Below are 23,817 nucleotides of genomic sequence, written 5' to 3' on the forward strand. Positions count from 1 at the left end.
TGGAAGGCCGGCTTGTCCGGCCTTCTTGCGCTTTGATGGCCATTCCTGCGCCGCGGCTCCGAAGGACGATCAAACTCCCCGTGAAGCCTGCGCATTTCGCCTCGGCATGCCTTCATTTCCCGGAAGCTTTGTTCTAAGGAAGTCAACCTGCTTCGTCCCGGACGAAGATTTACAATGAGGTTTATGCGTCCCGATGCTCGTCTTCTTGAGAAAAGCTTCCCAAACCCTGTTCGCCAAGATCTTGCTTCTGCTGCTCGTCGTATCCTTCGGCGTCTGGGGCGTTTCGGCTTCGCTGTTCAGCAACACGTCGGACACCGTCGTCGCCGTGGGCGACCAGAGCGTTTCGTCCGCCGACTTTGCCTTTGCCTATCAGCGGCAGGTGGCGGACATGAGCAACCGCTTCGGGATGCAACTGACGACCGAACAGGCGCGCGCGTTCGGCATCGAGGCACAGGTATTCTCACAGCTTGCCGCTGGTGCGGCACTCGACCAGCTGGCCTCCGACATGAATCTCGGCCTTTCCCAGGATCGGCTGGCGCAACTGATCGCCGATGACCCTGCGTTCAAGAATGCAGCGGGCAATTTCGATCGCGCCCTGTTCTCGTCGCGCCTGCGCAGTGCCGGTCTGCGTGAGGACGATTACATCGAAGAGCGTTCCAAGGTCGCGATCCGCAGCCAGATCGTCGACGCGACGGCAGACGGCTTCGTCGCTCCCAAGGTGCTGGTCGATGCCATCAAGGCCTATCGCTACGAGAACCGTGACATCAACTACGTCCTGCTGACCAATGCCAATATCGAGCCGATCAAGGCGCCGGATGACGCAACGCTCGCAGCCTGGTTCGAAACCACGAAGTCCGGTTATCGCGCGCCCGAGTATCGCAGCTTCAGCTATGTGAAGCTGGAACCGGCCGATATCGCCGACCGGGCGTCCGTCACGGATGAGCAGATCCGCGAGGACTACGAGAGGCGCAAGGCTTCCTATGAAATTGCCGGCACGCGGACGGTCGAGCAGCTCTCTTTCGAAAACCGGGAGATGGCGGAAGCAGCCCTGCAGGAACTGAAGAATGGCACGAGCTTCGATCAGCTTGTGACGGATCAGGGGAAGACTGCCGGCGACGTCCTGCTCGGTGACTTTACCCGCGACCGCCTGCCTGACCCGGCCTTGGCCGAGGCTGCCTTTGGTGTGACGACGGAAGGCGGGACGACTGGCGTCGTCGACGGCGCGCTTGGACCGGTCATCCTGCGCATCACGAATATCAAGGAAGGCCGCACGCAGAGCCTTGACGAAGTGAAAGACACGATCCGCGAAGCGCTGGCAGAAGCTGCGGCGATCGCAGACATCACCGCCGTGCATGATCAATTCGAGGACCTGCGCGCAGGTGGTTCGACCCTGAAGGAAGCCGCCGACCAGTTGAAGCTGCAGACGGTCACCGTCACGGAGATCGATCGCCGTGGTCTGGACGCGCGCGAAACGGAGGTCGCCGGCATTCCCGAGCGCGACAGGCTTCTCAACGAAGTCTTCCGCACCGACATCGGTGTCGAAGCACTTCCTGTCAATCTCGGCAGCAGCGGCTTTATCTGGTTCGAAGTCACCGACATCAAGGCGGAGCGGGATCGCGAACTCGCCGAGGTCCGTGAGAAGGCCGTCACCGACTGGACGGCCGAGCAGCAGCGCATCGCGCTTGGCGCCAAGGCCGAAAGCCTCCGCAAACGGGTGGCCGATGGTGGCAAGCTCGAAGACATTGCAACGGAGCTCGGTGTGGCGGTTGAAAGCAAGGCCGGGATCACGCGCCGTAGCGAAGATGCCGTTCTCGGTCCTGCGGCAATCCTTGCAGCCTTTTCCGGCCCGCAGGGCACGGCTGCGACGGCATCCGGTGCCGATCCCGCCACGCAGATCCTGCTGACCGTGACGGCTGTGCGGGACCAGCCCACTGGCGGGGTTCCGCTTGGCGAAGATGAACAGATCGCCCAGATGGCAAACTCTGCCGGCGACGACATCCTGGATCAGATGGTCGGGCAGTTGCAGGCCGAGTATGGCGTCACGATCAATCAGGCGCTGGCCCAGCAGGCAATCGTGCGCTAAACGTCGGCAAAGGGGGAGCTGAAGTATGTCCGGGTTGAAGCCCTTCATCGCCAAGATCGCCGCACGCCAGCCGCTGACCCGGCAGGAAGCGAGCGACGCGTTCGAAATCCTGATGTCGGGCGAAGCCAGCATGGCGCAGGTCGGCGGCTTCCTGATGGGGCTTCGCGTCCGTGGAGAGACCGTCGACGAAATCGCCGGTGCCGTCTCGATCATGCGGCAGAAGATGGTGCCGGTGGATGCTCCAGAGGATGCCATCGACATCGTCGGAACCGGTGGCGACGGCACCAATACCTACAACATCTCGACGCTCGCCGCCCTGATCGTGGCCGGCGCCGGTGTGCCGGTTGCCAAGCATGGCAATCGGGCGCTGAGCTCGAAGTCCGGCACGGCAGACGCGCTGTCGCAACTCGGCGTCAAACTCGACATAGATCCAGACCTTATCTCCCGCTGCGTTCGCGAAGCGGGGATCGGCTTCATGTTCGCGCAGTTGCATCATCCGGCCATGCGCCATGTCGGCCCTGCGCGCGTCGAACTCGGCGCACGGACGATCTTCAACATCGTCGGTCCGCTATCGAGCCCGGCGCGGGTCAAGAAGCAGCTCTTCGGCGTATACTCGCCGGAATGGCTGATCCCCGGCGCGGAAGCCCTGCGGGATCTTGGCCTGACCAGTGCCTGGGTCGTGCATGGCAGCGGCCTCGACGAGATCACCACCACGGGCCCGAGCCAGGTTGCCGAGCTGAAGGACGGCGAGATCCGGACCTTCGAACTCACCCCCGGCGATTTCGGCGTTGCAACCGTTTCGCTCGACGCGATCCGGGGTGGTGACGGAGCCGTGAATGCCGCAGCGCTTCGCGATGTCCTGGGCGGCGCCAAGACCGCCTATCGTGACGTGGCGCTCTGCAACGCAGCTGCTTCTCTCATCGTGGCCGGCAAGGCGAGCGATGTCACCGAGGGCATGCATCTCGCCAGCCAATCTCTGGACACCGGCAGTGCGGCGCGTGCGCTCGAAACGCTGGTTGCCATTTCCAACTCGGCCGCTTGAGGATAAATTCAAAGCATGACCGATATCCTGAAGCGCATCGAAACCTACAAGCGAGAAGAAATCGCGGCCGCCAAGGCCGCCGTTTCGCTTGCTGAACTCAAGGACCGGATCGCGGGCCAAGACGCGCCGCGCGGGTTTTACCAGGCACTTGCGCGGGCCCGGGACGAAGGCCGTTTCGGCCTGATCGCCGAGATCAAGAAGGCAAGCCCATCCAAGGGCTTGATCCGCCCGGATTTCGATCCGCCATCCCTGGCTGCAGCCTATGAGGCCGGTGGTGCTGCCTGTCTTTCCGTACTCACGGATACACCGAGCTTCCAGGGCGCCCCGGAATTCCTGACTGCGGCGCGCAAGGCCTGCGCGCTTCCGGCGCTGCGCAAGGATTTCATGTTCGACGCCTACCAGGTCTATGAAGCCCGCGCCTGGGGTGGTGACTGCATCCTCCTGATCATGGCCTCCCTGTCGGATGGCGAAGCAGCGGAGCTTGAGGCGGTCGCCTTTGAACTCGGCATGGATGTGCTGATCGAAGTGCATGATGCTGACGAGATGGAACGGGCGCTGAAGCTCAAGTCGCCGCTGGTCGGGATCAACAATCGCAATCTGCGCACCTTCGAGGTGAGCCTCACGGTGAGCGAGGAACTGGCGCCGATGGTGCCTGCGGATCGCCTGCTCGTCGGCGAAAGCGGCATCTTCACCTATGAAGACTGCCAGCGACTTCAATCGTCCGGCATCACCACCTTCCTCGTCGGCGAGAGCCTGATGCGCAAGGACGACGTGACGGAGGCAACCCGGATGCTCTTGACCGGCAAGACCGGCGCGCTGGCTGCGGAATGACGTCCGGGTCGAATGGTCTGACACATATCGGCGCCTCCGGCGAGGCGCACATGGTCGATGTCTCGGCCAAGGACGAGACCGTCCGTATCGCGGTGGCCGAAGGTTTCGTGAAGATGAAGCCGGACACCCTTTCGACCATCCGGGATGGCAACGCCAAGAAGGGCGACGTGATCGGAACGGCCCGGATCGCCGGCATCATGGCTGCCAAGCAGACGGCCAACCTCATCCCGCTCTGCCATCCCCTGATGCTGTCCAAGGTGACCGTCGATATCACCGAGGACGCGGAACTCCCCGGTCTCCGCGTCGAGGCGACAGTGAAGCTCACCGGCAAGACAGGAGTCGAGATGGAGGCTCTGACCGCCGTCTCCGTGACCTGCCTGACGATCTATGACATGGCCAAGGCCGTGGACAAGACGATGGAAATCGGCGGCATCCGCGTCATGGAAAAGAGCGGCGGCAAGTCGGGCGACTTCCGCCATCCGGAGCGAGGCTGATGTCGCTCCTGCCGGTAGAGGACGCGCTCTCACGACTTCTCGCCGCAGCGAGACCTATTGCCGAAACTGAGCAGGTTTTGCTGCATGAGGCCAACGGCCGGGTGCTGGCGGCCGATCTGATGGCCCGCCTCACCCAGCCTCCCTTCGATGCTTCGGCCATGGACGGCTATGCGCTGCGTGCTGAAGACGCCGCCGAAGTCGGGTCCATTCTGACGGTTGTTGGCGAATCGGCAGCCGGGCATGGTTTCTCTGGAACCGTCGCTTCGAGCGAAGCCGTGCGCATCTTCACCGGGGCTCCCGTTCCTGCGGGTGCTGACAGCATTCTTCTGCAGGAGGATGCCGAAAAGCTTGAGGGCGATCGGATCCGCACCAATTTCCCCGTCACGAAAGGCCGACATATCCGACCGCGCGGGCAGGATTTCGCCGAGGGCGATGTCGCGCTGTCTCAAGGCATCCGCCTCGATTTCAGCCACCTGACGCTTGCGGCCGCGATGAACCATGCCGAACTTCCCGTGTTCCGTCGTCCGCGAGTCGCGATCCTTGCCACGGGCGATGAACTGGTCTCTCCCGGGACTGCCCCCGGCCCGAGCCAGATCATCGGTTCCAACACCTTTGGGATTGCAGCACTCGCCCGAGACAATGGCGCCGAAGTCATCGATCTCGGCATCGTCGCCGACAACCGGGACCTGTTGCTTAAGGCAATCGAGCGGGCGCGTTCCAGTGGCGTGGATGTACTGGTGACCCTGGGCGGCGCCTCGGTCGGCGATCACGATCTCGTCCAGTCGACGCTTGTCTCGGCCGGCATGGAACTCGACTTCTGGCGGATTGCCATGCGGCCTGGAAAGCCGCTGATGGTGGGTCGGCTGGATGGTGTGCAGGTTTTGGGACTGCCCGGCAATCCCGTCTCCAGCCTCGTCTGCGGGCTTTTGTTTCTGGAGCCACTTCTTTGCAATCTCGGGCATCGGCGGCCGCCCCGGCGCTTGTCGACTGCGAAACTTGGTCACGCCCTGCCCGCCAACGACAAGCGGCAGGATTATGTGCGGGCAAGGCTGTTGTCCTATGCAGAGGCTATGCCGGTCGTCGAAAGCTTCGGCAAACAGGATTCGTCGATGATGCGGATCTTCTCGCAGTCAGACTGCCTGATCATTCGACCACCGCACGCGCCTGCGGCCAACGCGGGCGAAACAGTCCCGGTAATGCTTCTGCGGGTTTGAGGGCGATGGTCAGTCGAGGCTGACTGTCTTCGGACCGTCTTTCGCTGTGGCATCCTCCAGACCGTACTGACGCTTGATCAAGGCAGCGATTTCCTCTTCAACCGCCTTGCGGTCCTCATCCGGCATGTCGGCAAGCGCCTCTTCCGTGAGGCCGTGCTCCTCCAGGTATCGCTCACGGATGCGTTCGGCGGGTGTCTTGGCGCTTTCCTCCAGGAATTCACTCCGGAGATCGTCCCGCTTCGTGGCCGCCTCCAAAGCCGTCTTGCTGGAATAGACACCCGCCTGCAACTGCCAGAGGCTGGAGGCAAGGCCCGAAGCGGACTGATCGCGTACCAGCATGCCTTGAGCGGAAGTTTGAGGACTGGCGGTCATGGTCGCCACCTGTTCCTGCGCAGGCTTGCTGCGGGTGGCGTAGGTCGGGGTGTAATACTTCGAATCTGAAATGCGCATAGCGAACTCCTTTTCTACCGGAAGTAGCCGTTGTTCCTTGCGCAGGCCTTGAACGAAAAGACCCGGCACTCGGGCCGGGTCTCATGCATCTTCTCGCTATTGCTTGTCTCAGACCAGCCGGCTCTGTTCCAGCGCCGCACCGATGAAGCTCGCAAAGAGCGGGTGCGGGTCCAGCGGACGGGACTTCAGTTCCGGATGGTATTGCACGCCGATGAACCAGGGATGGTCGGGATATTCGACCGTCTCCGGCAGCAGGCCGTCCGGGGACATGCCGGAGAAAACCAGGCCGCAGGTTTCCAGACGATCCTTGTAGTCGACATTGACTTCGTAGCGATGGCGGTGACGCTCGGAGATATCCTGGGAGCCGTAGATCTCGGAGATCTTGGTGCCCTTCTTCAGCGAAGCCTTGTAGGCGCCAAGACGCATCGTCCCGCCGAGATCGCCCGCTGCGGAACGCTTCTCGAGCTCGTTGCCCTTCATCCACTCCGTCATCAGGCCGACAACCGGCTCATCGGTCTTGCCGAATTCGGTCGAGGACGCATTTTCGATGCCAGCGAGATGACGGGCGGCTTCGACGACGGCCATCTGCATGCCGAAGCAGATCCCGAAATAGGGAACCTTGCGCTCACGGGCGAACTGGGCAGCCAGGATCTTGCCTTCCGAGCCGCGCTCGCCGAAGCCACCGGGCACGAGGATACCATGAACTTTTTCAAGCCATGGGGCCGGGTCTTCCTTTTCGAAGATCTCCGACTCGATCCATTCCAGCTTCACCTTCACGCGGTTGGCGATGCCACCGTGATAGAGCGCTTCGATGAGCGACTTATAGGCGTCCTTGAGGCCGGTATACTTGCCGACGATCGCGATGGTGACTTCGCCTTCCGGCGTGCGGATGCGGTTGCAGACTTCTTCCCAGGCATCCAGACGTGGCTTCGGCGCCGGCTCGATGCCGAAGGCGGCCAGAACCTCGTTGTCGAGGCCTTCCTTGTGATAGGCCATCGGCACGTCATAGATGTTGGCGACGTCAAGGGCCTGGATCACGGCGCTTTCGCGCACGTTGCAGAACAGGGACAGCTTGCGCCGTTCGGCCTGCGGGATCTCGCGGTCGGCGCGGACGAGCAGGATGTCGGGATGGATACCGAGCGCCTGCAGCTCCTTCACGGAATGCTGTGTCGGCTTCGTCTTCAGTTCGCCGGCTGCCGGGATATAGGGCATCAGGGTCAGGTGAACGTAGACGGCGGTGCCGCGCGGCAGGTCGTTGCCGAGCTGGCGGATCGCTTCCATGAAGGGCATGGCTTCGATGTCGCCGACGGTGCCGCCGATCTCGCAGATGACGAAATCATAGTCGTCATTGCCTTCAATGACGAAGTCCTTGATCTCGTTGGTGACGTGCGGAATGACCTGAACGGTTGCGCCGAGATAGTCGCCGCGGCGTTCCTTGTCGATGATGTTCTTGTAAATGCGACCGGTGGTGATGTTGTCGGTCTTGGTGGCCGAGCGCCCCGTGAAGCGCTCGTAGTGACCGAGATCGAGATCGGTCTCTGCGCCGTCGTCGGTGACGAAGACTTCGCCGTGTTGAGTCGGGCTCATGGTGCCCGGGTCAACATTGAGGTAGGGGTCCAGCTTGCGCAGACGCACGCGGTAACCCCGTGCCTGCAACAATGCTCCGAGTGCCGCGGCCGCAATTCCTTTGCCAAGAGAGGAAACCACGCCGCCAGTGATGAATACATATCGCGCCATGGGCTTCACCGGATACCGTTTCAGATTCGATTCCGCCAGCCCCAATCGGGCTTGTCCCACATTTTTCGTGAGCAAGGCGGAATATGGACAAAAGAAAACCGGCGGACCCGTGAGCCCGCCGGAGTGATGGAAGTCGTTCCGATCAGTTGTTCGGAACGGCGTTGGGGTCTGTCGCCGGGGCAGGTGCTGCCGGGGTGGTGGCGGGCGCTGCGGGCGTCGATGCTGCCGGTGCGGTCGTCGACGGCTGTGCCGGTGCTGCACCCGGAAGCTGATCGAGAACGCTGCCGCCGCCCTGCGTCGTGCCATTGCCGGCCGGAATCCGGTCAAGGATATCGGTCGGACGCGACTCGTGACGGGCCAGGATGCCGAGCGCCAGCGAAATGACGAAGAACAGCGTTGCCAGAATCGCCGTCGTCCGGGTCAGGGCATTGGCGGTGCCACGTGCCGACATGAAGCCCGATCCGCCGCCGATGCCAAGACCACCGCCCTCGGAGCGCTGGATGAGGACGACGCCGATCAGGGCGACGACGACCATGAGGTAGATTACGAGCAATACGGTCTGCATGGAATGTCCATCCTGCCCTATCAGGGCAAAATCAATGAGGTTGGCGGCTCTTTACATGAGAGGACCGGGCTTTGAAAGCCCCTCTCCCGCTTTTCAGGGTTTGGCCCTCAGGCGGTCAATTCCTCGTAGACCCTGTATATGGCGAGGAAATCCGCAGCCTTCAAGCTTGCGCCACCGATCAGGGCGCCGTCGACATTTTCCACGGCCATGAGTTCACGGGCATTCGACGGTTTGACCGAACCACCATAGAGCAGCCGCATCTTCTTGCCTTCCTCACCGAAGCGCTTGACGAGCTCTGCGCGCAGGAAGGCATGGGCTTCGGCGACATCAGCGGCGGTCGGCGTCAGGCCCGTGCCGATGGCCCAGACGGGTTCATAGGCGATGACCGTGCGCTCCGCCTTCGCATCGTCAGGGACCGATCCGGCAAGCTGGCGCTTCAGGATGTCGAGCGTCTGGCCCGACTTGCGCTCTTCGGCTGTTTCGCCGATGCAAATCACGGCCGTCAGATCCGCCTTGAATGCAGCCTCGGCCTTCGCTCGGACCAGGTGATCGGTTTCGGCGTGGTCGGTGCGTCGCTCCGAATGGCCGACGATGACATGGGTTCCGAAGCAGTCCGCGATCATTTCGGCCGAGAGATCACCTGTATGGGCGCCAGACGCATTCTGATGGCAATCCTGCGCGCCGATTTCCAGCGGGCTGTCGGTGCAGAGCGCAGTTGAAACATAGAGCAGGGTCGCCGGCGGGCAGATCAGGGTGTCGACCTTCTCCGACAGCGGACCCTGCACACCTTCAGCGATGGCCTTGATCTGGTCGAGCGAATCCCGTGTGCCGTTCATCTTCCAATTGCCCGCAACGAGCGGACGAACATCCGGTGTCATGTCGTAAAAATCCCCATTTCGCTCCTGCGAACTAGCAAATCCGGACCGCCAATGGAAGCTTAAGACACGAAATTGGCTTCGCAATCAGGCGATATGGTGAAAACGTGAAGCTTCCCTGCCCTGACATCTGCACCGGCTCGTCACTCTGTGCGCATTCGATGGCATTTCCTGCAGTCATGTATTCAGCGAGTTTTCAGATTTGACGAATAGAATTCAACAGGAAATGGAGAGGGTGACTTGGACAAGCTGGGGCTCGACAGCATCGAACGGCAGATCCAACGCGGCTTCCGCTGGCTCCGCTTCATGCCTGAAATCGAGGCCGGCTACCGGCAGGAGTTTGCCGAGCACCGCATCCGGCGAGCGCCTCTGTGGGCAGTCGTAGGCACGGTCATCTATGATCTGGTCTTCTTCGGCGACGCGACCATGGTGCCTGATCAGCTCCATGCGCTAATCTTCGCCCGCTTCGCGATCTTCACACCCTTCGCAATTCTGGCGACCGCGCTCGTCCTGAAATGGCGTAGCGCCAGAAATTACGACCTCTTGTCCCTGGCCGTCGTATTGCTTGGCGGCTCGCTACCTATGCTGGTTGCCATGCACAGCACGAGCGAGCACCTGTTCATTTATCAGACGGGCAATGTCGCGACCTTCCTGTTTCTGGTGGTCGGGCTCAGACCGCGTTTTCCAGCGGTTCTCTCGGGCCTCGTATCGCTTTGCGCGATCCATCTTACACTTTGCGCCCAGATCCCGAGCTTCGGCGAGATCAGCTACCAGGGCCTTGTGACATTCTACATCACGATCTCGATCTTCCTCGCCCTCGGCGCCTATTTCCAGGAACATGCGGATCGCATGAACTATCTCAATCGCATCCGGGCCACCTCGCTGCATCGCCAGTTGGAGGTGCAGTCCGAACGGGACGAATTGACGGGTCTGCTCAACCGGCGCTCGCTTGCGCGGGTCGAGCGTGAACTCTGGCAGTTCGACCAAAGCCGTTCGGTGTCCGTCATCATGCTCGATATCGATCGCTTCAAGCTGTTCAACGACGTGCATGGCCACCTCGATGGAGACGATTGCATCCGTGCCGTTGCAAGAACGATCGTTACAACAGCCGATGACCGGAGCACGGTCTTCCGCTTCGGCGGCGAAGAAATCCTCATCGTGACGCCCGATATCGGCTGCGACGAAGCAGCGGTGATGGCCGAACGCATCCGTCGGGCCATCGAGACACTCGCGATCCCACATCGGGGCCTGACACCTTCTGGCGTGGTGACGGCCAGCCTAGGGGTTGCCTGCGGCCAGACGCACGACGTGTCCCTGCAGGACCTGCTGAGGCGGGCTGACCAGGCGCTGTATGACGCGAAGAAGCTCGGGCGCAACCGTGTCAGCACCGGCAATGTTTGCCTACAGCGGATTTCATGATTTCAGACCAGGCGTTCCCGCCTAGCGGATGATCCAGTTCAGAACTGCGCGCCAATCAGTCATGCGGACAGGCGTGCCGTGGGAGCCGGTTTCGAACAGCGTGAAGCGAACCGGTTGGCCGGCGGCTCTCAGCTTCCGGTAGATAAAAATCTGGTCCTCGGCGGCATATACGCTGTCACGGCTGCCATGGGTAAACCAGATTGGCAGCTTTGCCTTAGCCGCCGCACTCTTCGGCAAGGCCGGATCGGGTGCACCGCCAAGGATCGCCATTCCGGAGAGTTTCGCAATGGTTGCCGCATCGCGCGATAGGCCCCAGCAGATGAAACTGCCCATGGAGGCGCAGGCGAGGACCACGGGCTTTCCGCCGGACTGCGTCGCGGCGTGGGCGATCAGTGCGGCAACCTCTGCCACGCCCTTGTCGTCGAAGCTTCTGACCGAGGGCGCGTAGTATGTTCCGCCGTTTTCCGCAGCGAGGTTCTTCAGGCGGTTGAAGTTGCCGCCGAAACTGATGTCGTTCAGCCCGAGACGCCGGTCGCCGCCCCGGCCGTGTATGAAGATCACGGTGAAAGCCTGCCCCTGGTCGCGCCCGACGCGTCCGAGCTCCATTGGCCCCGTCGAAAGCTGCAGCGTCTGGTTCTCCTGAACCCGCCGGACCTTGAGGGAGACGTAGCGATCCTTCACGCGTCGCTCGGGAATGCTGTCACGACCGTTGATGTCCCGCAGCTCATCGTAGTCCACACGGGTAAAGTCGCCGCCATCCAGCGATTCAATCACCGTCTGCGCCGAGAAAAGCTCGTCCTTGAAGGGTCCGACAGTCTCGGCGCGGACACTGGCGAGAAACAGAAACGGAAAGAGAACGCAGGAAATCGCCGCAGTGCGGAAATGAGCTGTGGACATCTGCATGGAAGATGGGTTTCCTCTCGCCTCGCGCTTGCCTTCGCGAAATGGCCCACGCAAAGCTGGCCCGAATTCAACATGCGCCGGCTGTCTGGCCCTTCGCGCCTGCCCTGCCTTTCTGGCACAATCCGACCGATTCGCAACAGCGACGGGCCTGGAGCGGCGGCTTTCCGAAGGGGCCGCAGATCCGGCAACGAACAGCAACAGAGTATCGAACGACGCCATGGACGACAACGATCTCTTTTCCGGCATGCCGATCGACCGCAAGGTCGAGGCAGAACCGACGCCCGCGCCCTCCCCGGCGCCGGTCGCCCGACCCGCAGCAACGGCTCCGACGCCGGGTGCGGAAGAATACGGCGCATCCTCGATCCGCGTTCTCGAGGGGCTCGAGCCGGTACGCATGCGTCCCGGCATGTATATCGGCGGCACCGACGAGAAGGCGCTGCATCACCTCTTTGCCGAAGTCATCGACAACTCGATGGACGAAGCCGTCGCAGGCCATGCCAACTTCATCGACGTACATCTGGATGCCGAAGGTTTCCTGACGGTCACCGACAACGGCCGCGGCATCCCGGTCGAGCTCCATCCGCAGGTGCCGGGCAAGTCAACGCTTGAAGTCATCATGACCAAGCTGCATGCCGGGGGCAAGTTCGACGGCAAGGCCTATGAGACCTCTGGCGGTCTGCACGGTGTGGGTGTCTCCGTCGTCAATGCGCTGTCCGATCTTCTCGAAGTCGAGGTCGCGCGCAATCGCAAGCTCTATCGACAGCGCTTCTCCCGGGGCGTGCCGCTGGGCGGGCTTGAGGAACTGGGCGAAGTCCACAATCGTCGCGGCACGCGGGTGCGTTTCCATCCCGATCCGCAGATCTTCGGCGACCACGCGAAATTCGATCCGGGCCGCATCTTCCGCATGGCGCGGTCCAAGGCCTATCTCTTTGGTGGCGTCGAAATCCGCTGGTCCTGCGACCCCGGCATGGTGCCGGAGGGTGGTGATATTCCGGAAAAGGCGGTCTTCCATTTCCCCGGAGGTCTGAAGGACTATCTCGCTGCCACACTCGGCAAGGACTTCACGGTTACCCGCGAGATCTTCGCCGGCAAGACGGAAAAGACCGGCGGCCACGGCGCGCTGGAATGGGCCATCACTTGGTATGGTGGTGATCCACAGGTCCACTCCTATTGCAACACGATCCCGACACCCGAAGGCGGCACGCATGAGGCGGGCCTTCGCATTGCGCTGACCAAGGGCCTTAAGAACTACGCGGAACTCACACAGAACAAGCGGGCGCAGCAGATCACCACCGACGACGTGATGATCTCGGCGGTCGGAATGCTCTCGGTCTTCATTCGCGAGCCGGAATTCGTCGGACAGACCAAGGACAAACTCGCGACCGTCGAGGCCCAGCGCATCGTCGAAAACGCACTGCGCGACCCCTTCGACCACTATCTCGCCGACAACCCGAACGAGGCGGCAAAGCTGCTCGACTGGGTGATCGAGCGCGCTGAAGAGCGCCTGCGCCGCCGCAAGGAGAAGGAAGTCAACCGCAAGACGGCCGTGCGCAAGCTGCGCCTGCCGGGCAAGCTCGCGGATTGCTCGCAGAATACGGCCGAAGGTGCGGAACTCTTCATCGTCGAAGGTGACTCGGCCGGTGGCTCGGCCAAGCAGGCGCGCAACCGTGCCAATCAGGCGATCCTGCCGCTGCGCGGCAAGATCCTGAATGTCGGTTCGGCAAGCCGCGAAAAGCTGATGGCCAACCAGCAGATCGCCGATCTGATCCAGGCACTCGGTTGCGGTACGCGCTCAAAGTACCGCGAGGAAGATCTGCGCTACGAGCGCATCATCGTCATGACAGATGCCGACGTTGACGGCGCGCATATCGCGTCGCTGCTGATCACCTTCTTTTACCAGGAAATGCCGGAACTCATCCGGGGCAATCACCTCTATCTGGCGGTGCCGCCGCTTTATGTCATCCGCCAGGGTGCAAAGACGGTCTATGCCCGTGACGACGCGCATCGGGCGGAGCTGATGGAAACGGTGTTCAAGGGCAAGAAGGTCGAAATCGGTCGCTTTAAAGGTCTCGGCGAAATGATGCCGGCACAGCTCAAGGAAACCACCATGGATCCGGGCAAGCGCACGCTGCTGAAGGTGGAGATCGATGAAGTCGACTTCGAGGGTACGCGGGACGCCGTGGATGCCCTCATGGGAACCAAGCCCGAAGCCCGCTTCCGGTTCATCCAGGAGCGTGCTGCCTTCGCTGAGAATCTCGACATTTGAGGCGGCAACCGCGATGAGTGGCGCCGCCGCTTGTGTCCAGAGCGATAATGCTCCATATGCAGGGCAGCTTCAACGGGACGTTCGAGATCGTGAGCCAGGCTGAAATCCACACCCCGCCCAGAGGGCCGCGTTGGCTCGGTCAGGCGACTGCCCACCGAATGGCACTGATCACACCGATCTCGATGGCACGCTGGTTGCTGGTGCTGATCGGCATAGCCGCCATCTATTTCTTCCATGGATTCGTCGTGCCGGTGCTGGCCGCGCTGGTCATTGCCTTTGCCAGCTGGCCGCTTTATCGCCGGCTGCTCGCTCGGATCGGCGGCAATACGACGATCGGCGCAACCATCGCGCTGATCGCCATCCTGACCTTTCTCATCATCCCCATCGGAATCGCGATTTCCTATGCCGTGGATGAAATGCGCCAGTGGATCAGTTGGGCGTCACAGGCCAATGAAACCGGCGCCGCGCCGCCGGCCTGGATTGCCGCGCTCCCCCGCGTTGGCGATTGGCTCGCGGAACAATGGTACGAGTATATCGGTGAGCCGGGTGCGATCGGAGAACTGATCCAGATGGTGAGCGGTGCCAATATCGGCAACATCTACAGGGCTGTCATCGCGGCCGGCGACGGTATCTTCCATCTCGTTCTGACGCTACTCTTCATGCTGATCGCGCTGTTCTTCGTCTATCGCGATGGCGCCAGCTTCTCCCGTCAGCTCGACCTGCTCGGTGAGCGCATTCTCCCCAATCGCTGGGAACGTATTTCCCGCGTCGTTCCCGCAACGATCAGCTCGACCGTGACCGGCATGACGCTGATCGCTATCGCTGAGGGCATCATTTTGGGTATTGCCTATTGGCTGGCCGGCGTGCCCTCGCCTGTCACGCTCGGCGTCATCACCGGCGTCATGGCACTCATCCCGGGCGGCGCACCGCTGTCGTTCACGCTTGTATCGATCTATCTCGTGGCCAGTGGTTCGCTGGTCGAGGGTGTGGCGCTCTTCGCGTGGGGTTCCATTGAACTCTTCATCGTCGACAAGACGGTTCGCCCAAGACTCGTCGGTGGCCCCATCCAGCTCCCTTTCCTGCCGACCTTCTTCGGCCTGGTGGGCGGTGTGAAAACCATGGGTTTCCTGGGGCTGTTCCTGGGGCCGGTGCTGATGGCGCTGCTCGTGTCGATCTGGCGGGAGTGGATCCGCGAGGTCGAACTGTCCGACGAAGGGTCAAGCGTCGAGGCCCAGGGGGAACTCGATCTAGTTCAGCAGGCTGAGCCGGAAGCGCGTCGACTTTCGACGGGATGACACCGGACCGCCCAACTTAGTCGGCTCCATGACTTTTTCGATGTAATCGATCCCCCGGAAATTCCAGGCCCGGCACGCCTTGGTTTGGCTCCAATCCTCATGTTTCTTCCTCCCCCTAAGAAGTCCTTCGGAGCGCAGAAATGAAGACCGCCCTGATCATGATGACGATCCTTGGCTGCGACGATAGCGTCAGCCAATGCGAGTTCGTCGAAACGCCTCCGGAACGCTTTGTTTCCATCGACCTTTGCAACGCGGCTTCTGAGCAGGTTCTCGGGCGCTATACGAATATCGGCTATCCCACTGCGGTCGCCGTCTGCCAGATGCCACCGCCGGAGATCACCGACGCGCTTGCGGCACAGCCCGACATGACGCAGGCAGCCGCCGTGCCTGAACCAACCGAAGAGCAGAAGAAGACCCTCAAGGACAAGGCCATCGACGCAGTACGCGAGGTCCTTCCCGGCACGGCTGAGATCAAGATGATCTTCGAGAAGCCCATCCACGTCGTGTCGGAGAGTTACTCCTGGGTGGCGAAGAAAATCATCCCCTGACCGGATCAGGCTGCGGCCAGGGCAAAACCGGTTGCATAATCGCGTGCCATCCGTCGCTCTTCCGCAATGGCCAGCCGCTCGACCATGTCGATCAAGGCGCGAGCCGGCTCGCTCAGACTGGCATCGCCACGGTAACGCTGCACGAGACGCTGGGCAATGTGATCAAGCTCAATGCCGCTGGCCGACTGGATCAGATTTCTCCACAGCATGATCGCTTCAACAAACAGCGAGCTTACGTCGCGACTCAGTCCCGCTGATTCCAGGAGAGCACGGACCGCATGGAAGCGCCCCGTCGCCAAGATCGATCTGACGCGGCGTTCCTCCAATCCGGAGATTGCCACGATCGCTGAGGAGAAGAAGTCGGTGCGCGCGGCACAAAGCGCATGCATCAGGAAGGCGGGCGTCAAGCGACCGGCACAACGCAGTTGATCGGTCAGTCGGGTGAGTTCATCTCCATGGACATCAGCCAGAAGCGCGATCGTCGCAGTGTCGCCGGCTTCGCGTGCGATTCGCTCAATGCGGCGGCTGCCGATGGCTCCGACCACCAGATCGGACCCCGCAAGAGCTTCGGCGACAAACTGGACCAAGAGCTGGCGCACGGCGCTTGTCAGATCCTCGCGTTCCAGAAGAAGGGCGCGGATGCGGTCGCTCCGGCCATGACGCTCGGCAATCCTGCGCAACGTGAAAACTGTGATTCGGGCTCCGGGATTCTCCAGGAGCACCTCGAGTTCAGCCGCATCGCCGATTTCGGCAAGCGCTGCCGCGACGCCGACGTTAACCTCACGGCGCGCAGCGATCAGGGCGCGCGTTTCCACCGTACCGCGTCCCGCGATGTCGACGAGGTCCGCGTCACACAAAACGGGGGAATGAAGGATGACAGCCGAGGCGATCTCTGGCTGATCCTCTGCTAGAGAGACCATCAGCGTGCGGGGCGCCCGCGCTTCATGGGCAAGAGCGTCGGCCAGGGCCAGGCGAACCTGAGGCGACGGGTCATCCAACAGATAGGTCATCGCCATCAGGGCAGACTGGCGCTCCTGCGGCTCCATGTCGGACTTCAGATAGGCGCGCGCCAGAGCGTTTGCGGCACGCGCCCGCTCATGCGACTTCGCTGTTTCGACCCACCTGAGAAAAGCTGCAACGATCAAAGCCGAACCCACTCTTTACCAGTCCAGATACCGAAGCATTTCGGTGATTTCGACAGTAGGTTCAAAGTGTTTAAGAAACGTTCACCACGTCCGTTAACCAGAAAAACATCACGCTGAAGGGCTCTTGGTCCCGATGGTCGCAGATCAGGTTTGCTGGTTCGGCCGCCTCAACTCGAAGACCGGGCCCATACCGGCATAGTCCATATAGCCGAGCCTCATGATCGGATCGGCAGCGGCGAGATCGAAGCGGCCATCGCGGATGACCGCTTCGTCGATATGAATTCCAACCACCTGGCCAAAGACCGCGTGACTGTCGGTCTCGTTTCCATGCATGTCGGGCAAGGTCAGGACCTTGGTCACGCGGCATTCGAGCGCAGCCACCGCTTCACCGACATAGGGCGCATCTACGAGCTTGGCGGGGGTTGCCGCCAGGCCCGCCAGATCGAATTCGTCCGTGCCATAGGGGACTGCGGCAGATGATGCATTCATCCGGTCGATCAGCGCACGGCTGACGAAGCTTGCGGTGAAGACACCGGTTTCTTCGACATTGCGCAGACTGTCCTTGCGGCCACTGGACGAGAACATCACCATCTTCGGGCGATCGCCGACGGCGTTAAAAAAGGAGTAGGGCGACAGATTGCGGCTGCCGTCCCTCCCCTTGGTGCCAATCCAGCCGATCGGTCTCGGTGCCACGATCGCCTTGAAGGGATCGTGCGCCATGCCATGGGCATTCGTTGCGGTATCCCAGAACATCAGTGCCCGTCGCCGCGCCAGGAGACGACGTCCTCCAGCGCTGGTCGCGGACGCTCGACGATCGGGAACTCGGTCGAGCCGATATGGATGAAACCGGCCACCTTTTCACCCGGTTTGACGCCGAGAAGTGGGTAGGCCCGTTCATCGAAGGCAAACCATTCCGTGAGCCAGTTGGACACGTAGCCATGGGCGTTGGCCGCCATCAGCAGATTGAGGCAGACGGCACCAGCGGACATGACCTGTTCCCATTCCGGAATTTTCGCATGCGGAGCGGCCGTCGATACCACCGCGATCACGACGGGGGCGCGGGTAAAGCGGGCGCGCTCGACCTGAACCATCTCCTCGGACAGGTCCGGGTTCTTCTGCAAAGCCATCGTCAACAGTTGCTCACCGATCCGAACGCGCTCTTCACCCCGGTAGACGATGAAGCGCCAGGGGGCGAGCTTGCCATGGTCTGGAACGCGGACCGCCAGCGTCAGAATCGACTCGATTTGCTTCTTGTCCGGTCCCGGCTCACACATCTGGAATGCAGGCACGGAGCGGCGAACTGCGAGATAATCGAGCAGCTTGATGTCTTTTTTCATTTTCTTGATACCTTCATAGGCCTTGGCGGTGTCGGCAGGTCTTGAAATTGCCACGCGGTTCGGCTTGAAGTTGCCGGCATTGGGAAGGAAGTCAACACATAGTGCGTCGCATGCTCCGCCAAGATGGTCTGGTTCGACTGCTGCTCTGGCTCCTGGTGGCCTCGGCTGCGGCGTTTCCTGTTTTTGCCCAGGAAGCTTTCGATACCTTCAAGCAATTGAACGGCTCGACCAAGATGCCGAAGCTGAAGGCTTTTTCTGCGCCAGCGGCCGGGGCTATTGCCAATGCCACCCAGGGGCGCAGCGTGAGGCTTGATGCGAAGCTCACCGAAAATGGCCAGCCGATGCAGCACGGCCTGTCCTGGCGGGTGTTCAGCCCCATCCCCGGTGCCGATGGGAAGCTGCCGCTTCTCGCCAGCGCCGAAGGCGGTTCGGCTGCGTTCCAGCTCGCGCCGGGCGATTATTTCGTGAATGTTTCCTTCGGTCGGGCCGGTGCGACGAAGAAGTTGAGCGTGCCCACGGAAGGTAATGTCGACGATCAGGTTCTGGTGCTTGATGCGGGCGGCATGTCGCTCAACGCCATTTCGGGTTCCGACACGCATATTCCCGACAAACAGCTGAGCTTCGACATTTATTCTTCCGAAGTGCGGGAAGACGGTGAACGGGGTCTGGTCCTTGCAGATGTCAAGCCGAATACCATCGTTCGGCTGAATGCCGGCACGTATCATGTGGTGTCCGAATACGGCTCGATCAACGCGGTTGTCCGGGCCGACATCTCGGTCAAGGCCGGGGAACTTACGGAAGCGACCATTCAGCATCGTGCTTCCCAGGTCGGCTTCAAGCTTGTTTCTGAAGAAGGCGGGGAAGCCATCGCAGATACCGCCTGGTCGGTCCTGACATCCGGCGGTGACATCGTTGCAGAAAGCGTCAGTGCCTTTCCCGTCATGGTCCTTGCTGAAGGGCAGTACACGGCTGTTGCGCGCAACAAGGACCAACTGTTTCAAAAGGACTTCGAGGTCAAGGCCGGCGTCAACATGGATGTCGAATTGCTGCTCGACCAATCCTGATACGTTCAGGCCGCGCGGCTGACCTTCTTGCGTTCAACGGGCGCCATGCTGAAGACCGCGCCAAACAGCCGCGCGAGCAGATCCTTGCGATCGGCATGGCTGCTTAGTTCGGCCCAGGGGATGAGTTCGCCGACGCGTGCCCGTATCGTTGACCCCGACAGGCGGCGGAATTCACGGATCAAGAGGGAGATGCGAAGCGTCAGCGATATCTTGCTGGCGAGATGGAAGAGCCTGCCGTTCTGTCCTTCAAAATACACAGGCACGACATTGGCCTTGGCGGCCTGGATGAGCTTGGCCGGGAACATCTTCCACGGCAAATCTTCGGCACGGCCAAAGCCTTTCTTGGCGGTTGCGACACCGCCCGCAGGGAAAATCACCACGGTGACACCTTCCTTCAGCAGCCGCAGGGCCTCGTGGCGTGTCTGCATGTTGATCGCCAGCGCTTCCTTGGTTTCCTCGAAGGAGACGGGCAGCGAGTAAGGCGCCATTTCCGGCACCTTCAGGAGTTCGTTGTTGATCAGGACCCGGAACGGCCGACCGAGCTGCTCTGCGAGCGCGAGAACAGCGATGCCGTCGCCGATACCGAAGGGATGATTGGCAACAATGACGATCGGACCATCGGGAATGTTTGCCGGCGGCCACGCCCCATCGACCTTCAGATCGACATTGATCAGATCGAGCATCTTGCCGAAGACGCGATCGGTCTTGCCGACGATGTCGTTGCGCCAGATCTCGTAGAGCCGTGTGTATCGGTCGCGGCCGGACAGGCCTTCAATCGAGCGGATGAACCAGCGCTTCAGCTTGGGGTCGCGCTCATTGGCATAAGACAGTTCTTTGAACTTCACGGGAAGGCTCCAGATGGGCGGGGAGTCATTATACCGTCATATGCCGTTTTAGTGACAGCCGTCTGACAGCGACAAAAGCGCTGCCAGACGGTGTTTTTTTGTCAGACCTTGTGGCTGGCAAGCTTGCGCTTGACATCCGGAGGGGTCGCTTCGCCCGCCAGCATGGCAACGGCTTCGGCCAGGGGCAACGACACCTGCTCCTGAGACCCGAGGCGGCGGATGTTGACGGTCTTTTCTTCCGCTTCGCGCTTGCCACAGACGATGATGACCGGGACCTTGGTCACGGAGTGCTCGCGAACCTTGTAGTTGATCTTCTCGTTGCGGAAGTCCGTTTCGACATGCAGGCCGGCATCGCGGAGCTGCTCGGCCACTTCGCGACCGTAGTCGTCGGCATCCGAAGTGATCGTTGCCACGACAACCTGCAGCGGAGCGAACCACAGCGGCATATGGCCGGCGAAGTTCTCGATCAGGATACCCAGGAAACGCTCCATCGAGCCGCAGATGGCGCGATGGATCATGACCGGCTGAACCTTTTCCGAGTTCTGGTCGATGTAGAAGGCCCCGAAACGTTCCGGAAGGTTGAAGTCGACCTGGGTCGTGCCGCACTGCCATTCACGGCCAATGGCGTCGCGCAGCGTGTATTCGAACTTCGGACCGTAGAAGGCGCCCTCGCCCGGCAGGATCCCGGTCTTGATGCGTCCGCCGGACTGTTCCTCGATCTGCTTCAGGACATCCATCATCACGCTTTCGGCGCGATCCCAGAGCTCGTCGGAGCCAACGCGCTTTTCCGGACGGGTCGAGAGCTTCACGACGATTTCGCCGAAGCCGAAGTCCTCGTAGACGGATAGAATCAAATCGTTGATGCGCAGGCATTCGGCTGCCATCTGCTCTTCCGTGCAGAAAACGTGCGCATCGTCCTGCGTGAAGCCACGCACACGCATCAGGCCATGCAGCGCGCCGGAGGCTTCATAGCGGTGAACCGTGCCGAATTCGGCGAGACGGACCGGAAGCTCGCGATAGGATTTGAGACCATGCTTGAAGATCTGCACGTGGCCCGGGCAGTTCATCGGCTTCAGCGCGAAGACCTTTTGGTCGGCTTCTTCGTCGTCCGGGTGGGTGAAGGCATGGGCGGATTTCACCGCAAACATGTTCTCCTGGTACCAGCCCCAGTGACCGGAGGTCTCCCACAGCGACTTGTCGAGCACCTGAGGGGCGTTGACTTCCTGGTAGGTGCCTTCGAGACGGCGACGCATATAGGAGGTGAGCGTCTGGAACATGCGCCAGCCCTTGCCGTGCCAGAAGACGACGCCCGGGCCTTCTTCCTGGAAATGGAAGAGGTCCATTTCACGGCCGAGCTTGCGGTGATCGCGCTTTTCGGCTTCGGCGAGGATGTGCAGATAACGGTCCAGATCTTCCTGTTCGGCAAAGGCGGTGCCGTAGATGCGGCTCAGCATGGCATTGTTGCTGTCACCGCGCCAATAGGCGCCGGCCACCTTCATCAGCTTGAAGGCCATGCCGATCTGCCCGGTGGAGGCCATATGCGGCCCACGGCAGAGGTCGAACCAGTCGCCCTGATAATAGATCTTCAGATCCTGGTCTTCCGGGATCGCATCGACCAGCTCGACCTTGTACTTTTCGCCCTTGGAGGCAAAAACTTCCTTGGCCTTGTCGCGCGACCAGACTTCCTTGGTGAAGGGCTTGTTGCGCTGGATGATCTCTTTCATCTTCTTTTCGATCTTCGGCAGATCGTCGGGCGTGAAGGGCTCAGCCTTGGCGAAGTCGTAATAGAAGCCGTTCTCGATCACCGGGCCGATGGTGACCTGCGTGCCGGGCCAGAGTTCCTGCACGGCCTCGGCCATCACATGGGCGGCATCGTGGCGGATGAGTTCCAGCGCACGCGGATCGGTGCGGGTGACGATCTCGATCTTGCCGTCAACGATGGGGTCTGAGAGGTCGCGCAAGGTGCCATCGAGCGCAATGGCGACGGCCTTCTTGGCAAGCGACTTGGAAATGGATTCAGCGACCTGCGCACCGGTCGTGCCGGCTGCGAATTCGCGGATGGAACCATCGGGGAAAGTGAGAGATACGGAAGCCGACATAAATGTCTCCTGATCCAGTCCCGCCAACGAATGCGGGTGGTGAAAATTGCGGGATAATGAACCCCGCCACGAACCGGCGCTTGATAGGCCGAAAGTGCTGCGGAGTAAAGGATCTTGCTAGGCCTGGTTCATGAACCAGAAGCTGTGCGCTTCCGGTGGAAGTGCGCTGAGGATCCGCTCGAAGGCTGCCGAATCGACGTGGCGGCGGATGGTCGACGTGACGTCCTCGATGGCGGTATCGGTCGAGAGATTGTGGTCGTGGCGAAAGGCCAGAACCTCCTTCATCAGCGTATCACGATCGGCAAAGGGCTTTATCGGCGCCTCGGTGTCCCAGTCGCTGACAAAGATGGCGCGCAGGACAGGCGGCAGGACATTGGCAAAGGCAATCGCTTGCCCGACTGTCAGGCGGTGCCGGAAAACCTGCAGAACCGCCTGCAGCATGGTGTATGCCTGGTGAGACGTCTGGATCATCGAGGTGGCGACCAGATCCTTCATGAAGGCGTCAAAGTCGGCGGAGGCCTGACGATATTCGAGCGGCATAGGCATGGCGCGGTGCTTCCGTAAAGCGAATCGACAGTCCAACTATGCCGCGAACCTCGATCGCCGTCAGCCGCCTTGCTTGCGGCCGAAGATCCAGAGGCGCCAGGGCGTGTACCAGGAAAAGCCGCTCCCCAGCGTTTCCGGTACGGGATCGGGACCCCAGGTGCCGCCGGGTCCACAACGGGCGACCCTGAAAAGGGTCAACCAGCCACCGGACCAGAGGCCATGACGCGCCACGGCCTCGTAGCCGTATTCAGAGCACGTCGGCATATGCCGGCAGGAGCTGCCGACAAGGCTCGAGAAGGTCAGCTGGTAGAGGCGAATGAAGCCCATGCCGAACAGGCGGCCCGGGGTCTTGCGAAACGGACCCTGCCAGTTGCGGCTTCTTGGGACTACAGGAGACCGCTCATGCCCACAGTCGGGGCCGTTGCACATGATCAGCTCGCCTCGGCAGGCATGGCGGGATGTTCGATCTGATCCAGACAATCGACCACAGCATCGAAGGTCAGCATGGTCGAGGCGTGGCGGGCCTTGTAGTCCCGCACGGGTTTGAGGAAACGCATGTCCTCGAAACGCCCTTCCGGCCCCTCGCCGTCCTCCTTCAGCATCGCCAGCATATCGAGCCGTGCCTTGCGCAACTCCCCGGCGCTTGCACCGACCACGTGGCGGGCCATGATGCCGGACGAGGCCTGGCCGAGCGCACAGGCCTTCACCTCATGGGCGAAATCCGTGACCATGCCATCCTTGACCTTCAGATACACCCTCACCTTCGAGCCGCAGAGCTTCGAATGCTTTTCAGAGACGGCGTCGGCATCGGCGAGTTGCCCGATGCGGCCGATGTTTCCGGCAAATTCGAGGATCTTGGTGTTGTAGATGTCGTCCATGGTCAATCCGCTCCGGCGCTTCTCCCGTATATAGGGACTGACTGCAGCAATGCAGCCATCATCATGTCGCAGGCACCGTCTTATCATCCTACTGATCAGCCACTATATCGGAGGGACGGGCACAGAACAAACGCAAGCCGTCCCTTGGGGCGGACAATCTTCTCTCCGAACCGATCGACAA

The 23,817-nt window shown here is 61.3% G+C and carries 23 protein-coding genes; 10 read left to right on the forward strand and 13 right to left on the reverse strand.

All coding sequences use genetic code 11. The features are described 5' to 3' along the window. Positions 1-193 precede the first annotated feature (193 nt). Genes H6M51_RS12795 through glp form a run of 5 tightly spaced genes read left to right on the forward strand, consistent with a single transcriptional unit; the run spans position 194 to position 5,664 of the window. Complete coding sequence (locus tag H6M51_RS12795) at positions 194-2,083, forward strand: peptidylprolyl isomerase (RefSeq protein WP_185810226.1); 1,890 nt, start codon at positions 194-196, stop codon at positions 2,081-2,083. Positions 2,084-2,108: 25 nt separating this feature from the next. After that, complete coding sequence (trpD, locus tag H6M51_RS12800; protein ID WP_185810227.1) at positions 2,109-3,125, forward strand: anthranilate phosphoribosyltransferase; 1,017 nt, start codon at positions 2,109-2,111, stop codon at positions 3,123-3,125. 15 nt (positions 3,126-3,140) lie between these two features. After that, entirely contained in the window at positions 3,141-3,956 is an 816-nt protein-coding gene (gene trpC, locus H6M51_RS12805) for an indole-3-glycerol phosphate synthase TrpC (protein WP_185810228.1), read from the forward strand. Further along, complete coding sequence (moaC, locus tag H6M51_RS12810; protein WP_185810229.1) at positions 3,953-4,450, forward strand: cyclic pyranopterin monophosphate synthase MoaC; 498 nt, start codon at positions 3,953-3,955, stop codon at positions 4,448-4,450. The genes trpC and moaC overlap by 4 nt, the downstream gene beginning before the upstream one ends. After that, positions 4,450-5,664, forward strand: a complete 1,215-nt coding sequence (gene glp / locus H6M51_RS12815) for a gephyrin-like molybdotransferase Glp (protein ID WP_185810230.1) — start codon at positions 4,450-4,452, stop codon at positions 5,662-5,664. Before moaC ends, glp begins: the two co-directional genes overlap by 1 nt. A gap of 9 nt (positions 5,665-5,673) precedes the next feature. Here the strand turns inward: glp and H6M51_RS12820 are convergent, their stop codons facing one another. The 4 genes from H6M51_RS12820 to tpiA all read right to left on the reverse strand — a co-directional run bounded on the left by H6M51_RS12820 (position 5,674) and on the right by tpiA (position 9,294). Continuing rightward, positions 5,674-6,114: a hypothetical protein gene (locus H6M51_RS12820; RefSeq protein ID WP_185810231.1), complete on the reverse strand. Its 441-nt coding sequence runs from the start codon at positions 6,112-6,114 to the stop codon at positions 5,674-5,676. 108 nt (positions 6,115-6,222) lie between these two features. Continuing rightward, entirely contained in the window at positions 6,223-7,860 is a 1,638-nt protein-coding gene (locus tag H6M51_RS12825) for a CTP synthase (RefSeq protein ID WP_348644486.1), read from the reverse strand. A gap of 133 nt (positions 7,861-7,993) precedes the next feature. Next, positions 7,994-8,416, reverse strand: coding sequence for a preprotein translocase subunit SecG (gene secG / locus H6M51_RS12830; RefSeq protein WP_185810233.1), 423 nt, complete (start codon positions 8,414-8,416; stop codon positions 7,994-7,996). A 107-nt stretch (positions 8,417-8,523) separates the two neighbouring features. Continuing rightward, complete coding sequence (gene tpiA / locus H6M51_RS12835; RefSeq protein ID WP_185810234.1) at positions 8,524-9,294, reverse strand: triose-phosphate isomerase; 771 nt, start codon at positions 9,292-9,294, stop codon at positions 8,524-8,526. A gap of 237 nt (positions 9,295-9,531) precedes the next feature. Between tpiA and H6M51_RS12840 the strand changes: the two genes are divergently transcribed. Beyond that, positions 9,532-10,710 (forward strand): GGDEF domain-containing protein, encoded by a 1,179-nt coding sequence (locus tag H6M51_RS12840; protein WP_185810235.1) that lies wholly within the window; start codon positions 9,532-9,534, stop codon positions 10,708-10,710. A gap of 21 nt (positions 10,711-10,731) precedes the next feature. Here H6M51_RS12840 and H6M51_RS12845 read toward each other — a convergent pair whose 3' ends face one another. Then, entirely contained in the window at positions 10,732-11,613 is an 882-nt protein-coding gene (locus tag H6M51_RS12845) for an alpha/beta fold hydrolase (RefSeq protein ID WP_407073580.1), read from the reverse strand. A 217-nt stretch (positions 11,614-11,830) separates the two neighbouring features. Between H6M51_RS12845 and parE the strand changes: the two genes are divergently transcribed. The 3 genes from parE (at position 11,831) to H6M51_RS12860 (ending at position 15,722) form a co-directional block, all read left to right on the forward strand. Continuing rightward, a complete protein-coding gene (gene parE, locus H6M51_RS12850; RefSeq protein WP_185810236.1) occupies positions 11,831-13,879 on the forward strand; it encodes a DNA topoisomerase IV subunit B in 2,049 nt (682 codons plus the stop codon). Between the two features lie 56 nt (positions 13,880-13,935). Further along, complete coding sequence (locus H6M51_RS12855; RefSeq protein WP_185810448.1) at positions 13,936-15,174, forward strand: AI-2E family transporter; 1,239 nt, start codon at positions 13,936-13,938, stop codon at positions 15,172-15,174. 140 nt (positions 15,175-15,314) lie between these two features. Continuing rightward, the gene (locus H6M51_RS12860) at positions 15,315-15,722 is read left to right on the forward strand and encodes a hypothetical protein (RefSeq protein ID WP_185810237.1); all 408 of its coding nucleotides are present in this window, start codon (positions 15,315-15,317) and stop codon (positions 15,720-15,722) included. A gap of 5 nt (positions 15,723-15,727) precedes the next feature. On the opposite strand, the gene H6M51_RS12865 is transcribed toward H6M51_RS12860, so the two are convergent. From H6M51_RS12865 to H6M51_RS12875, 3 genes are all read right to left on the reverse strand, one after another. Continuing rightward, a complete protein-coding gene (locus H6M51_RS12865; protein WP_185810449.1) occupies positions 15,728-16,867 on the reverse strand; it encodes a DUF2336 domain-containing protein in 1,140 nt (379 codons plus the stop codon). 144 nt (positions 16,868-17,011) lie between these two features. Then, positions 17,012-17,620: a flavin reductase family protein gene (locus H6M51_RS12870; protein WP_185810238.1), complete on the reverse strand. Its 609-nt coding sequence runs from the start codon at positions 17,618-17,620 to the stop codon at positions 17,012-17,014. Then, positions 17,620-18,204, reverse strand: coding sequence for a nitroreductase (locus H6M51_RS12875; RefSeq protein WP_185810239.1), 585 nt, complete (start codon positions 18,202-18,204; stop codon positions 17,620-17,622). The genes H6M51_RS12870 and H6M51_RS12875 overlap by 1 nt, the downstream gene beginning before the upstream one ends. 110 nt (positions 18,205-18,314) lie before the next feature. Here H6M51_RS12875 and H6M51_RS12880 point away from each other — a divergent pair, with 110 nt between their 5' ends. Beyond that, positions 18,315-19,268 carry a hypothetical protein gene (locus H6M51_RS12880; RefSeq protein WP_185810240.1) on the forward strand — a complete coding sequence of 318 codons (954 nt, stop codon included), beginning with the start codon at positions 18,315-18,317 and terminating at the stop codon, positions 19,266-19,268. 5 nt (positions 19,269-19,273) lie between these two features. Here H6M51_RS12880 and H6M51_RS12885 read toward each other — a convergent pair whose 3' ends face one another. The 5 genes from H6M51_RS12885 to H6M51_RS12905 form a co-directional block, all read right to left on the reverse strand. Further along, positions 19,274-20,113, reverse strand: a complete 840-nt coding sequence (locus tag H6M51_RS12885; RefSeq protein ID WP_185810241.1) for a lysophospholipid acyltransferase family protein — start codon at positions 20,111-20,113, stop codon at positions 19,274-19,276. 101 nt (positions 20,114-20,214) lie between these two features. Continuing rightward, positions 20,215-22,212 carry a threonine--tRNA ligase gene (thrS, locus tag H6M51_RS12890; protein ID WP_185810242.1) on the reverse strand — a complete coding sequence of 666 codons (1,998 nt, stop codon included), beginning with the start codon at positions 22,210-22,212 and terminating at the stop codon, positions 20,215-20,217. 117 nt (positions 22,213-22,329) lie between these two features. Next, positions 22,330-22,758, reverse strand: a complete 429-nt coding sequence (locus H6M51_RS12895; protein ID WP_185810243.1) for a DUF2267 domain-containing protein — start codon at positions 22,756-22,758, stop codon at positions 22,330-22,332. A gap of 60 nt (positions 22,759-22,818) precedes the next feature. Next, the gene (gene yidD, locus H6M51_RS12900; protein ID WP_185810244.1) at positions 22,819-23,187 is read right to left on the reverse strand and encodes a membrane protein insertion efficiency factor YidD; all 369 of its coding nucleotides are present in this window, start codon (positions 23,185-23,187) and stop codon (positions 22,819-22,821) included. Between the two features lie 2 nt (positions 23,188-23,189). Then, a complete protein-coding gene (locus H6M51_RS12905) occupies positions 23,190-23,636 on the reverse strand; it encodes an iron-sulfur cluster assembly scaffold protein (RefSeq protein WP_185810245.1) in 447 nt (148 codons plus the stop codon). Positions 23,637-23,817 lie beyond the last annotated feature (181 nt).

Origin of the sequence: Rhizobium sp. AQ_MP (genome assembly GCF_014237835.1) — a bacterium.
GTDB lineage: Bacteria > Pseudomonadota > Alphaproteobacteria > Rhizobiales > Rhizobiaceae > Allorhizobium.

What these genes read in the sequence shown, in the direction of transcription:
- H6M51_RS12795 (WP_185810226.1), top strand. Translation starts at nt 194, where the DNA reads ATGCTCGTCTTCTTGAGAAAAGCTTCCCAAACCCTGTTCGCCAAGATC.
- trpD (WP_185810227.1), top strand. Translation starts at nt 2,109, where the DNA reads ATGTCCGGGTTGAAGCCCTTCATCGCCAAGATCGCCGCACGCCAGCCG.
- trpC (WP_185810228.1), top strand. Translation starts at nt 3,141, where the DNA reads ATGACCGATATCCTGAAGCGCATCGAAACCTACAAGCGAGAAGAAATC.
- moaC (WP_185810229.1), top strand. Translation starts at nt 3,953, where the DNA reads ATGACGTCCGGGTCGAATGGTCTGACACATATCGGCGCCTCCGGCGAG.
- glp (WP_185810230.1), top strand. Translation starts at nt 4,450, where the DNA reads ATGTCGCTCCTGCCGGTAGAGGACGCGCTCTCACGACTTCTCGCCGCA.
- H6M51_RS12820 (WP_185810231.1), bottom strand. Translation starts at nt 6,114, where the DNA reads ATGCGCATTTCAGATTCGAAGTATTACACCCCGACCTACGCCACCCGC.
- secG (WP_185810233.1), bottom strand. Translation starts at nt 8,416, where the DNA reads ATGCAGACCGTATTGCTCGTAATCTACCTCATGGTCGTCGTCGCCCTG.
- tpiA (WP_185810234.1), bottom strand. Translation starts at nt 9,294, where the DNA reads ATGACACCGGATGTTCGTCCGCTCGTTGCGGGCAATTGGAAGATGAAC.
- H6M51_RS12845 (WP_407073580.1), bottom strand. Translation starts at nt 11,613, where the DNA reads ATGCAGATGTCCACAGCTCATTTCCGCACTGCGGCGATTTCCTGCGTT.
- parE (WP_185810236.1), top strand. Translation starts at nt 11,831, where the DNA reads ATGGACGACAACGATCTCTTTTCCGGCATGCCGATCGACCGCAAGGTC.
- H6M51_RS12855 (WP_185810448.1), top strand. Translation starts at nt 13,936, where the DNA reads ATGCAGGGCAGCTTCAACGGGACGTTCGAGATCGTGAGCCAGGCTGAA.
- H6M51_RS12860 (WP_185810237.1), top strand. Translation starts at nt 15,315, where the DNA reads ATGAAGACCGCCCTGATCATGATGACGATCCTTGGCTGCGACGATAGC.
- H6M51_RS12870 (WP_185810238.1), bottom strand. Translation starts at nt 17,620, where the DNA reads ATGTTCTGGGATACCGCAACGAATGCCCATGGCATGGCGCACGATCCC.
- H6M51_RS12875 (WP_185810239.1), bottom strand. Translation starts at nt 18,204, where the DNA reads ATGAAAAAAGACATCAAGCTGCTCGATTATCTCGCAGTTCGCCGCTCC.
- H6M51_RS12880 (WP_185810240.1), top strand. Translation starts at nt 18,315, where the DNA reads ATGCTCCGCCAAGATGGTCTGGTTCGACTGCTGCTCTGGCTCCTGGTG.
- thrS (WP_185810242.1), bottom strand. Translation starts at nt 22,212, where the DNA reads ATGTCGGCTTCCGTATCTCTCACTTTCCCCGATGGTTCCATCCGCGAA.
- H6M51_RS12895 (WP_185810243.1), bottom strand. Translation starts at nt 22,758, where the DNA reads ATGCCTATGCCGCTCGAATATCGTCAGGCCTCCGCCGACTTTGACGCC.
- yidD (WP_185810244.1), bottom strand. Translation starts at nt 23,187, where the DNA reads ATGTGCAACGGCCCCGACTGTGGGCATGAGCGGTCTCCTGTAGTCCCA.
- H6M51_RS12905 (WP_185810245.1), bottom strand. Translation starts at nt 23,636, where the DNA reads ATGGACGACATCTACAACACCAAGATCCTCGAATTTGCCGGAAACATC.